Origin of the sequence: Rhodoferax sp., assembly GCF_037143375.1 — a bacterium.
Taxonomy (GTDB): Bacteria; Pseudomonadota; Gammaproteobacteria; order Burkholderiales; family Burkholderiaceae_C; genus Rhodoferax.
Genome location: NZ_JBAWYV010000102.1, coordinates 1 through 11,690 on the forward strand (window position 1 = coordinate 1; position 11,690 = coordinate 11,690).

The window sequence follows — 11,690 nt, forward strand, 5'->3', positions numbered from 1 at the left end:
GATCATCATGATGGCGTTTTTCTTGACGATGCCGATCAGCAGCACGATGCCGATGATGCCCACCACGCCCAAGTCCTGCCCCGCCAGCAACAAGGCCAACAAGGCGCCCAAGCCGGCCGAGGGCAAGGTGGACAAAATGGTGAGCGGGTGAATGTAGCTCTCATACAGCACCCCCAGAACGATGTACATGGTGACCACCGCCGCCAGAATCAACAGCAAAGTGCTGGACAAGGAGGCGCGAAAGGCTTCAGCAGCCCCCTGGAAACTGGTCTCTACACTGGGCGGCAGGTTCAGTTTTGCCTCTTCCAATTTGATGGCCTCGACGGCCGCCCCGAGTGACGCCCCCGGTGCCAGGTTGAACGACACGGTGGCGGAAGGGAACTGCGCCACGTGGTTGATCGCCAGCGCCGCAGACCGCTCAATGATTTGAGCCACAGCCGTCATCGGCACCTGAACGGTGCTGCTGAGGCCATTGACGGTGCTCGTCACGCCGGGCAAATACAGCCCTTCAAGCGCTGCCGGGCCTCGCCGCGCACCCTGTTGTGCCGCCTCCAGCACCACCCTGTATTGGCTGGATTGGGTGTAAATGGTGGAGATCAAGCGCTGGCCGAAGGCGTTGTACAACGCAGTGTCAATTTCTGCCACGGTGACGCCAAGGCGGCCTGCGGCCTCGCGGTCAATCTGCACAAAGGCCTGCTGACCCTCGTTTTGCAGGTCACTCGCCACATCGCGCAGGTCGGGCAGTGCTTTGAGCTTTTCCAATAGTCTGGCAGTTGAGGTGCTCAGGTCTTTCATGTCGGGCGAACTCAGCAGAAACTGGTACTGGGTTTTGGACACCCGGTCTTCAATGGTCAGGTCTTGTACCGGTTGCATGAAAGCCGTGATGCCAGGCACGTGCGAAGTGGCCACGGTCAGGCGGATGATGATCTCGCTGGCCGATGCGGTGCGTTTGGCAAAGTCTTTCAGGGTGATCTGCATGCGCCCGGTGTTGAGCGTCGGGTTAGCACCGTCGACACCAATGAAAGAAGCAAGGTGATCGACATCCGGGTCTTTCAGAATGACATCGGCCAGCGCCTGCTGGCGTGTTGCCATGGACTCAAACGAGGTGGTTTGCGTGGCCTCGGTGATCACCTGGATCAGCCCGGTGTCCTGCACCGGAAAAAACCCCTTGGGCACCATCACGTAAAGCCCCGCAGTCAACGCCAAAGTCACCGCAAACACGCCCATCGTGGCACGTGGACGGTCCAGTACCCAGTCCAGTGCCCGACCATATTGCGCAACCATGCCATCAAACGCACTGGCACTCCAGGCCCCCAACCGGCTGTGCTTGGCCTCGTGTTCCGGGCGCAATAGCCGCGCGCTCATCATCGGGGTCAGTGTGAGCGAGACAAAGGCCGAGATCAAAATGGCCACCGCCAGGGTAATGGCAAATTCATGGAACAGACGCCCAACCACGTCACCCATGAAAAGCAGTGGAATGAGTACCGCAATCAGTGACACCGTGAGCGAAATGATGGTGAAGCCAATTTGTTTGGAGCCTTTGAGCGCCGCTTGCATCGGGGAATCGCCCGCTTCGACAAAACGGGCAATGTTCTCGATCATCACAATGGCATCGTCCACCACAAAACCAGTTGAAATGGTCAGCGCCATCAGCGTCAGGTTGTTGATCGAAAATCCCGCCATATAGATCACACCAAAGGTGCCCACCAAGGACAAAGGCACGGCCACGCTCGGAATCAGTGTGGCGCTGGCACTGCGCAGGAACATAAAAATCACCATCACTACCAGCGCGACTGACAGCAGCAATTCAAACTCGGTGTCGTCGACAGACGCGCGGATGGTAGTGGTGCGGTCCGCAATGATCTGCACATCGACCGAGGCCGGCAGCGAGGCTTGCAACTTGGGCAGCAGGGCCTTGACCCGATTCACGGTCTGGATCACGTTGGCGCCGGGTTGCCGCTGCACGTTCAGGATGACCCCCGGCGTGCGGTCAGACCAGGCGGCCAGGCGCAGGTTTTCGGCGTCATCCACGACGGTGGCGACATCGTTGAGCCGCAGTGGCTTGCCATTCTTCCAGGCAATGATGAGGTTCTGGTACTCGGCGGCCGACTTGAGTTGGTCATTGGCATCAATGGTGCTTGCACGCTGTGCGCCGTCAAAGCTGCCCTTGGCCTGGTTCACATTGGCGCTAGCTATCGCCGTGCGCACGTCATCGAGCGAGAGGCCCAGTGATGCCAATTTTTGCGGGTCACCCTGAATGCGCACGGCCGGACGCCGACCACCGGCAATGCTCACCAGCCCGATGCCATCCACCTGCGAGAGCTTGGGCGCCAACCGGTTCTCGGTCAGATCATGCAGCTTGATGACCGGCATCGAGGGCGAGGTGATGGCAATCGTCAGCACCGGCGCATCGGCCGGGTTGACCTTGCTGTAGATCGGGGGCATGGGCAAGTCGCTGGGCAACAAGTTGGCCCCGGCGTTGATGGCGGCCTGCACTTCCTGCTCGGCCACATCCAGGGATAGACCCAAGGAGAAGCGCAACGTGATCATGGAGGCCCCACCCGAGCTGGTGGAGGTCATCTGGTTCAGCCCCGGCATCTGGCCAAACTGGCGCTCCAGTGGCGCGGTCACGGTGGTGGACATCACGTCCGGGCTGGCGCCTGGGTAAAGCGTGGTGACTTCGATGGTGGGGTAGTCCACCTCCGGCAACGCCGACAAGGGCATCAGCCGGTAAGCCAGCAGGCCCGCCAGCAAGATGGCCAGCATCAGCAATGAGGTGGCAACCGGACGTTCAATAAAGAGGCGTGAGGGGTTCATGGAACGCGGCTCAGCGGCTTGCGGAATCGCCAGAAAGCTGTCGCTGCTGACGAATCCAGGCACGGCGGTCATCCGGGTTCATGGCTTTGACTTTTTCAACCTGCTCAGGGCTGAGGCCCTCCATCCAGCGGCCTCGCTCGGGCTTGTTGACAGCGGCATCCGGCGTCGCGGGTGGAGTCGCCGTGACACGGCTGCCCGCGCTTGCGCCGACATCGGCCGCGATTGCGCTGGCCGAACCAGCGGGCGCAGAAGCGCGGTCAACACCTCGTTTGCCAGCTTTGGCAACCCCCCTGGCGGCGGTGCTTGCGTCAATCACTTCCACTTTGGCGCCCTCGCGCAGGCGGTCGGTGCCGTCAATCACCACCTTGTCGCCGCTTTGTAGCGGTCCGTCCACGGCCATCCAGCCGCCATCGACGGTGCCAGGCGTGACCACCCTGGTGCTGACCGAGTTATCCGGGTTGACCACATACACATAGAAACCCTGCGCACCACGCAGAACGGCGGCTTGCGGCACGGCTAACACCTGGCTCAAAGTGGCCAGTTGCAGGGAGACGCTGACCGATTGGTTAGGAAACAAGGTGTCGTCCGTATTGGCAAACAAGGCCTTGATCTTGATGGTGTCTGTGGTGGGGTCGATTGCGTTGTCGATCGATGCAACTTTGCCCTCAGCCAGTTGCTTTTTGCCAAAGCGATCCCAAGCTTGAACCATCATGGGCTGTTTGCCCTTCAACCCAGCGGTGATGCCGAGTAAATTAGCCGCAGGGACGGCAAATATCAGTGCAATGGGACGGGTTTGCGTGATCGACACTAGGCTGTTCGCATCCCCTGGCTGCACCACGTTGCCCAAATCGACTTGCTTGAGGCCAACGCGCCCAGAAATGGGGGCCGTGACGTGAGCGTAGGACAGTTGCAGTCGGGCCGTTTCCACGGCCGCCTGATCCAGCTTAAGGGTACCTTCAAGCTGGCGCACCAGTGCCGCTTGGGTGTCGAGCTGCTGCCTGGGAATCGCATCTTGAGCGAGCAAGTCGCGGTAGCGGGCAAGGTCAATTTTGGCGTTGTCCAACTGCGCTTGGTCTCGCGCCAGGCTCCCCTCCGCCTGGTTCACATTGGCCTGAAAAGCGCGCGGATCAATTTGTGCGATCAACTGACCAGCCCGGACCTGCTGGCCTTCCGTGAAATTGAGACTCTGCAAAACACCACTCACCTGCGCGTGCACGGTTGCCGTGTTGGATGCTGTAATGTTGCCGATAGCGCTGACCGTGGCCCGAATGTCTTGCCGCCGAACCAACTCGATGGACACCGGTTGCGCATTGTTACCGCCTCCGAAACGCCGTCCTCCAGCTGTTGGTGTGTTGGTCGTCGGGGTCGACGTTACTTTGGTTGGATCATTCGCTTGCGCTTTCCACAACCAGAACCCGCCGCCACCCGCCACCAGCAAGGTTGCTAGCAGCCAAGGCCAAGCACGTCCAAGCTGCGAAAGTCGCGCCCACGCGCCCTTGCTTAAGATGAGTGAACCAGTTGAGCTATCGGGGAGCGGAGTCATTAAAATTACCGGGTTAATAGTACGGGTTTGCCGTATCAATTGATTTTTGAGAGCATTAAAAACAATTTAACAAAAGACAGACAGCCATCCCTTTGAGACTGAGTTAATTTACAAAAATTCGACTCGAATCAGTTCCCCAACATCGGTCCGCCCATGCCAGTTCCAGCACCACCACGGCGTGAACGTTTGTTTACTTCTGCCTTCGAGTCTTTGCGGTGCGTATCTTCAGCAGGCAGGTTGGATGGTGAGAATGTTGGAATCGTCAGTAGCAACATTTGATTAGCGATGATTTGCTGCTCAGGCATCAGATTCGCGTAAAGTATTTTTGCCGAAGACTCAACATCTTCCAATGCGGCCAGTCGGTTCTGCAAATTATCAACCAGTCTGCTGACTTGAAGCGGGGCGACAACATCGGACGATGGCAGCACCGGTCTTTGTCGGTAATACGCAGTTGTGTAGGCAGTCACCTTGTTTTCGTAAGCGATCCAAAAATCTTGTTGCTGCGGAGTCAATACCAGTCGATCATGAAGCTGATCCAAACTGAGGTCGTACATCACGATGGGCTTGGCGAGAGATGGAGTCATATGGCTGCTGCCGGTTGTTTTTACGCCTTGCATCACTGCGTCTTTCTCAGCCAATTGCGCCTGCCCCATGAGCGGGCCCCAAACAAGTAGCAAACAAATCAATTTTTTCATATGTTTTCAGAGTAGGTGCTTCCTCGTGCACCGATTGGTGCGACGAATGCCCGTTGATGTTTTGGCGAAGTCGCGTGTGGTGTTACCGCTGCGGGCCGACTACACGCGTCTTATAGCAATCGCATCGGAACATAAATTTTCATTCCTGCCCGTTGCACAAGCAGCGCTGCCGACTTGATTGACCGAGCCGCGACAACATTCACTTGTGCCACGGTCGCCACGGGCAATCCATCGATGGCCAGCAACAAGTCGCCAGGCAATATCCCCGCCCGCTCGGAGGGCCCACTGACACGCTCAATGAGCAAGGCCGAAACAACGCCGGAACCATGTAACTCTTCGGGTTTCGCAGGACGGAGCGCCAGACCAAAGCGGCCCGATGGCAGCGAGATTTCAACGTCGAAAGTTGCTGGTGCCGGTGATTTGGCATCCATCAGTTGCGCATGCAAAGTCTTCAGCGCTCCCAAACGCCATACTTCAAGGTCGATTTTCTCCCCCGGCTGAGCCTGACTCACGCTTGCAGATAAATCACCCGCAAATTCGAGATGATGCCCATTAAATGTCAGCACAATGTCGCCACTCAGCAGGCCCGCGCGTTGGGCCGCACTGTCTTTTTCGATGTTGACGACCAAGGCGCCTGTCGGCTTGGCGAGCTTGAACGACTCCGCCAAGGTCTGGTCGACATCCTGCGCTTCCACGCCAAGCCTGGCGTGATGAACCTGACCCGAACTCAGAATTTGCTGCTCGATACGCAGCGCCACATCAATCGGGATGGCAAACGACAAACCTTGGTAGCCCCCGGTACGGGTATAGATTTGAGAATTGATGCCAACGACCTCGCCCCGCATATTGATCAGCGGACCTCCTGAATTCCCTGGATTGATGGCGGCATCAGTCTGAATAAACGGGACGGATCCATCACCGGGGAGTGAGCGTCGGGTGGCGCTGATGACCCCTGCGGTTACGGTGCTTTCGAAGCCAAACGGCGATCCGATGGCAAGAACCCATTCACCGACGCGAAGCGGTGACGTGGGTGCGAGCGCAGCCACCTGAAGATTGCTGGCCTCTATCTTGAGGACCGCAATATCCGTCAACTTATCTGACCCCAACACCTTGGCGATGAACTCACGCCGATCCGTAAATTTAACAACGACTTCCTCAGCATCACTGACAACGTGTGCGTTGGTCAGGACGATCCCATCAGCGCGAACAACAAAACCAGAGCCTTCTCCCCTCACGGGCATTTGAATCAAGGGCGGCAGACCGCCAAAACGCTGTTGGAATTCACGCAGAAAATCGTTCATTGCATTTTCTTCTGGCGAGCTCTGCGCGTCGTTGCCTTTGTCTCCCGATGTTTCAGCGGCGGTCGATACTTTGCGCGTCCCACGCACACTGATGTTCACGACCGTTGGCGAAAGACTTTCAGCGATGCTCGTCATGTCTGGCAGTGCGCCAGGGATTCGGGCCACGGTTGTCGTACTGGAGATCGTTTGGGCGCTGCTGATTTCGCAAGCTGCCAAGCATGCAAGCCCTACCGAAAACAAGATCGCCGCGGTTTTTGTCGGGCGATTTCGGGCTTGAAGTTTGTATTTCATGTTGTGAATAAATTGCACTATGGAGACTGCTTTAAAGATGAAAAGCCGATATTTCGTTGAAATTTAGTACCTGCGATATCCCTGCCGGTATTCAACTACAGGCGGTTGGGAATAAACCTGTGGCGGGTAACCCTGAGCGTTGACAGGGGATGCCGTTTGCGGACCTGATATCACAGGCGTGATTTGCACCTGGATGGATGGACCCGGGTCGAACGGCATTTGCACTGAATAGTGCTTGCCCGCATATTCATACGCCACGTTGTACGCGACAGTGCGGTTCTCAACAAAGTTTTGCATCGAACAGTGCTGAATATTTTGAAGCTGCGCCTCGGGTGCTCCCTCAATCCGGTCACCGACCACTGCCCCGCCGAAGATACCCAGCACGGTCGCTGCAGCCTTGCCATTGCCGCCACCCACCGCATTACCCATGGCGCCACCTGCTATGGCACCCATGAGAGCTCCGGCACCGGATTTGGGCTGCTGAACCGCCACCTGTTCGCTGGAACACACTTTGCGCGGCACGCTGACTTGCTGAATGACCGGGCTGGCCGACATCACGCGCGCCATCTCCTGCGCCAGGCAAAGACCTGACACCGCCAGAGACGCAGACAAAAGAAGTAGTTTTTTCATGGATTCACTCACTGATTAGGTTCTTGCCATCTATCTTGAACTTGGAAATGTGCCCCTTTGTACCAATTCAATGAAGCGATGGTAAAGAGTGATCGGTAATTGGCAATTTTTATAAACATTATTCAGGCGAATAAAACCATTGGAAGTCGAGAATCCAATGGCGGTTACAAGCTCGTTAAGCATTGCCCTCAAGCGACCTTCGCAAGGACATCGATTCCGTTGAGAATTCGCAAGCAATTTTGTAGACCCAAAGTCAAAATTAAAGCTTGCTTTTGCCATACAAAAACATACCAAAGAGCAACGAGTTTTGGGCCAATCAAACGACAGAGTCAATGCGTTTGACATTCAGAATATGTTCGACCGGAAAATTGATGCAGGGTGACTGACAACTACCGCCGATCTAAATCGGTTTGTTCTTGATTGTTATACATCGCGTCTTAATTCAACATGGCTTGCAATTCATCAAATTGGATCAATACGCACCCAAAGCATTTGCAATGGTTATCTCAACATTCATACGCCAGTACCGCTGGAAGCTTCTATTTGTACTGCTTATGGTTGTGGTGCTCACTTCATTGGCCGTGCGCTGGTGGCTCGGGCCTATGGTCGTCACGCAGACTGTTTTAAAGCGTGATTTTGTTCAATCCGTGGTAGCCAGTGGACATGTCGAGACGCCACACCGGGTTGACATTGGTGCACAGATGACGGGTACAGTGGTTCGCATACCAGTTTCAGAAGGCCAAAGTGTGCAGGCGGGCGCAACCCTGATTGAATTGGAGTCTGCCGAGTTGCAAGCCGCCGAACGTCAAGCTCACGCAGCCGTGCTTCAGGCGCAAGCCCACTTGCGACAATTGCGTGAAGTGCAGGCGCCGGTAGCAGAGCAAGCGCAGCGCCAGGCCATGGTCAACCTGGACAACGCGCAATCAGCCCTACACCGCAATCAGGAACTATTCGATAAAAATTTTATTGGGGCTGCGGCGTTGGAAGACTCGCGAAAGGCAGTTGAACTGGCAGATGCCCAACTGCGCTCAAGCCAGAAACAAGTCGAAACCGTTCGTCCTACTGGCAGTGACTATGCTCTGGCAGAAACTGCGGTTGTTCAAGCGCAGGCCAACGTTGAGGCTGCACATGCCCGCACTCGCTACGCTGTGATCAGTGCGCCGGTGGACGGCACCTTGATTGGTCGCAGTGTCGAAGTCGGCGATGTGGTGCAGCCAGGCAAGGTGCTGATGATGCTATCGCCTGATGGCAGCACGCAGATGGTGGTGGAAATCGATGAGAAGAATCTTCGTCTGCTGTCCCTTGGACAAAAGGCCCTGGTTTCCGCAGATGCGTATCCAAAGCAACGATTTCCGGCCGAACTGGTCTACATCAACCCGGGAGTAAACGCGCAGACGGGTGCGGTGAAGGTCAAGCTGGATGTGCCCGCACCACCCAAATTTCTCAAGCAGGATATGACTGTCTCGGTGGATATTGAGGTCGCGCGACAGCCCAACGCCGTCGTGATTTCCAGCAATGCCCTCCACGACGCTGACAGCGCTGCGCCCTGGGTTTTACGCCTGCAGGATGGCCGGGCCAGACGGCACCCGGTTCGACTCGGATTGCGCAGCGCAGGTTTTGCCGAAGTGGTGGATGGTTTGAGTGCAGGCGATCTGGTGATACCCGCATCGGCGGGCATCACGGCAGGGGCACGGGTGCGGGCGACAGCTTCGACGGACTGAAAGCGAACAGCATGTTTACCACCTGGCTGCCGTTTGAGTGGATCGTTGCTATCCGATTTTTACGTGAGGGGCGAATGCAGACCCTGTTCATCGTCTCCGGCGTAGCGATTGGCGTTGGCGTGATCGTTTTCATGTCGGCACTGCTGGCCGGTTTGCAGTCCAACTTCATCCGCCGTGTTTTGTCCGCTCAGTCTCATATCCAGTTACTCCCGCCACAGGATGTGACTCGCCCCCTGCGTGGCAGTGCTGATACGGAGCGTGGTGACTTGGAAGGTGCCATTATTCAGCCGCCGCTGCAGCGGCTCAAAGGTATTGACCAGTGGCAGTCCGTTGCCACTCAGGTGCGCTCGATGCCCGAAGTTCTGGTGGTGTCGCCGGTGGCCAGTGGGTCGGTGCTGATTGTGCGGGGGAGCGCAAGCCGTGCAGTCACGATTTTCGGTGTCGAACCAGAACAGTATTACCGCATCGTCGATCTGGGCGACAAGTTGCTGCGTGGCAACGCTCGCATCACCGCCACCGACATTCTGATTGGCACCGACTTGGCCAGTGACTTGGGGGTTGACGTCGGAGATAAGCTGCGGGTAACCGCCGCCAATGGGGCTGCCGTGACCTTGACCATCGCGGGTATATTTGACCTTGGCAACAAGGGCCCCAACCAACGTAACACCTACACGACGCTGCACACCGCACAAAGTCTACTTGGCTTGCCCGGTGGCGTGACCAGCCTTGAAGTGACCGTGCATGACATCTATGCAGCAGAAAAAATATCGCAACAAATTGGAGCGACCACTGGTGTAGAGGCGGACAGTTGGATCAAGACCAGTGCCCAGTTCTTCGCGGCGGTCAGCGCACAGACCACGGCCAATACGTCGATTCGTTTTTTTGTCGGTCTCTCCGTTGCGTTTGGCATCGCCAGCGTGCTGGTGGTCTCGGTGGTGCAAAAGTCGCGTGAGATCGGTATATTGCGTGCAATGGGAATTTCACAGGGACAGATCTTGCGTGTGTTCTTGCTGCAAGGCGGGTTGCTCGGGCTGGGTGGTTCAGTCGCTGGATGTGCCATCGGCGCATTGGGCTTGTGGTTGTGGCAAGGCTTGGCACGCAATGCAGACGGCACACCGCTCTTCCCACTGGTGTTTGACCCTTTGATGTTCATCGCCGCGCTGATCCTGGCGACGCTGACCGGCTTGGCATCTGCCTTTGCCCCAGCGCTACGCGCTGCGCGTCTCGACCCCGTGGTGGCGATTCGTGGTTGAGTCACCGTTGCCAGTGTTTGCCAATAACGCAACCGTGGCCGCGCCTGAGGTGGTGGTGCAATTGACTGGGGTGCGAAAATCCTTCAACGTCGGCTTGCCAATTGAGACGGAGGTACTGCAAGGCATTGATCTGACGCTCCACAAGGGCGAGTTTTGCGCCGTGATGGGGCCGTCGGGTTCCGGCAAAAGTACGCTGCTCAATATCGTGGGGCTGCTGGACCGGCCCACGGCGGGCGCCTTGCAAGTGTGTGGTGAAGAAACCACCCGGCTGGATGACCATGCGCTCACGCGGCTTCGCGGACACAATATCGGCTTTGTGTTTCAGTACCACCACTTGATAACGGCCTTTACCGCTCTGGAGAATGTGATGATTCCGATGCTGGGTGCAGCAGAATTTCCAAATCAGGCGATGCGGGAACGCGCAGCTGCCCTGATCGAAAGCGTTGGTTTGACGACCTGGCAAAACAATCTCGCCGGCAACATGAGTGGCGGCCAGCAGCAGCGCGTGGCCGTTGCCCGAGCGCTGGCCATGAACCCAGCGCTGTTACTGGCCGACGAGCCTACGGGCAATCTGGATACCAAAAGCGCCGATACGGTGTTTGAACTGCTGCGCCGCTTTAACCGTGAACATGGCACGACCGTGCTGTTTGTGACCCACAACGCCGCACTGGCTGGCCGGTGTGACAAGACTATCGAGGTGGTTGATGGGATGGTTACCGGCTAATGGCATAAGCGTAAGTCGGCACCATATTTCCTCTGGAATACATGCACTGCTAGTGAAACGCGGATTTATTCACCAAAATTTCCAACCTGCGCTGGCACCAAAACGTTATGAAAGGGTAGTAGTTGCGTGATGCTTCGCAGTAATACCAGTATTGAGTCGGTGGTGGTGCCGTGCCGACAGGTGGCGCTAACAAAACGGCGGGGGGCGGCTCGATTGGGGTAGGGATAAACCGGCGTGGGATAAAAGTACCAACTGGCCCCCAGGACCCGCCACCAACCCATGCGCCCTCGGTGACGGGCGTGCGCCTAATGACCGCCCTACCAGAGATCCCAGTCATGCTCATGGAACCTGTTAATTTCTCCATTCCACTTTGGGGGGGCTGACTCGATGTTCGAGTTGCGCCTGTATCGGGGAACTCATGGACAACAAGGTCGTTGTTACGATCAAAATACCTTTCGCCCAATGGCATTGTCCCCTGCTGCTGTTTGAAATGATTTTCATAGCCTTACTCCAAGAAAGACTGGCGTTGTCTTTAACGTTTCGCCAATTGAATACTTTGGGTTTGTTGAAGTGCTTATGAGTTGCCGATTCTCAATAAACCGTATCAAGTGCCGCACATAAGTCGTTCCTTACGCATCAGGTTTCTTCGACTGGAAAAATCACTAGTACATTGACACGTAAATAACGAAACATTAATATACTCCGTAAGCCGCTT

At 56.5% G+C, this 11,690-nt stretch carries 8 protein-coding genes; 3 read left to right on the forward strand and 5 right to left on the reverse strand.

The window, feature by feature from the left end:
* The 5 genes from WCG50_RS13775 to WCG50_RS13795 form a co-directional block, all read right to left on the reverse strand.
* Positions 1-2,817: efflux RND transporter permease subunit (locus WCG50_RS13775; RefSeq protein WP_336900182.1), on the reverse strand; the 2,817-nt coding region annotated here is incomplete at its 3' end.
* A gap of 10 nt (positions 2,818-2,827) precedes the next feature.
* Complete coding sequence (locus WCG50_RS13780) at positions 2,828-4,360, reverse strand: MdtA/MuxA family multidrug efflux RND transporter periplasmic adaptor subunit (protein ID WP_336900176.1); 1,533 nt, start codon at positions 4,358-4,360, stop codon at positions 2,828-2,830.
* 128 nt (positions 4,361-4,488) lie between these two features.
* On the reverse strand, positions 4,489-5,055 hold the full coding sequence (locus tag WCG50_RS13785) for a hypothetical protein (RefSeq protein WP_336900177.1): 567 nt from the start codon (positions 5,053-5,055) through the stop codon (positions 4,489-4,491).
* Positions 5,056-5,165: 110 nt separating this feature from the next.
* Positions 5,166-6,647: a trypsin-like peptidase domain-containing protein gene (locus WCG50_RS13790; protein WP_336900178.1), complete on the reverse strand. Its 1,482-nt coding sequence runs from the start codon at positions 6,645-6,647 to the stop codon at positions 5,166-5,168.
* A gap of 63 nt (positions 6,648-6,710) precedes the next feature.
* The gene (locus WCG50_RS13795; RefSeq protein WP_336900179.1) at positions 6,711-7,277 is read right to left on the reverse strand and encodes a hypothetical protein; all 567 of its coding nucleotides are present in this window, start codon (positions 7,275-7,277) and stop codon (positions 6,711-6,713) included.
* Positions 7,278-7,774: 497 nt separating this feature from the next.
* On the opposite strand from WCG50_RS13795, the gene WCG50_RS13800 reads away from it, so the two are divergent.
* From WCG50_RS13800 to WCG50_RS13810, 3 genes are read left to right on the forward strand one after another with little or no spacing between them, the layout of a single operon-like run.
* Positions 7,775-8,998, forward strand: coding sequence for an efflux RND transporter periplasmic adaptor subunit (locus WCG50_RS13800; RefSeq protein WP_336900180.1), 1,224 nt, complete (start codon positions 7,775-7,777; stop codon positions 8,996-8,998).
* An 11-nt stretch (positions 8,999-9,009) separates the two neighbouring features.
* Positions 9,010-10,251, forward strand: coding sequence for an FtsX-like permease family protein (locus WCG50_RS13805; RefSeq protein ID WP_336900181.1), 1,242 nt, complete (start codon positions 9,010-9,012; stop codon positions 10,249-10,251).
* A gap of 49 nt (positions 10,252-10,300) precedes the next feature.
* Positions 10,301-10,975 (forward strand): ABC transporter ATP-binding protein, encoded by a 675-nt coding sequence (locus tag WCG50_RS13810; RefSeq protein ID WP_336900183.1) that lies wholly within the window; start codon positions 10,301-10,303, stop codon positions 10,973-10,975.
* Positions 10,976-11,690 lie beyond the last annotated feature (715 nt).

Bases quoted from the DNA above. Each gene is read 5' to 3' on its own strand.
- WCG50_RS13785 (WP_336900177.1), bottom strand. From the start codon at position 5,055: ATGAAAAAATTGATTTGTTTGCTACTTGTTTGGGGCCCGCTCATGGGG.
- WCG50_RS13795 (WP_336900179.1), bottom strand. From the start codon at position 7,277: ATGAAAAAACTACTTCTTTTGTCTGCGTCTCTGGCGGTGTCAGGTCTT.
- WCG50_RS13780 (WP_336900176.1), bottom strand. From the start codon at position 4,360: ATGACTCCGCTCCCCGATAGCTCAACTGGTTCACTCATCTTAAGCAAG.
- WCG50_RS13800 (WP_336900180.1), top strand. From the start codon at position 7,775: ATGGTTATCTCAACATTCATACGCCAGTACCGCTGGAAGCTTCTATTT.
- WCG50_RS13805 (WP_336900181.1), top strand. From the start codon at position 9,010: ATGTTTACCACCTGGCTGCCGTTTGAGTGGATCGTTGCTATCCGATTT.
- WCG50_RS13790 (WP_336900178.1), bottom strand. From the start codon at position 6,647: ATGAAATACAAACTTCAAGCCCGAAATCGCCCGACAAAAACCGCGGCG.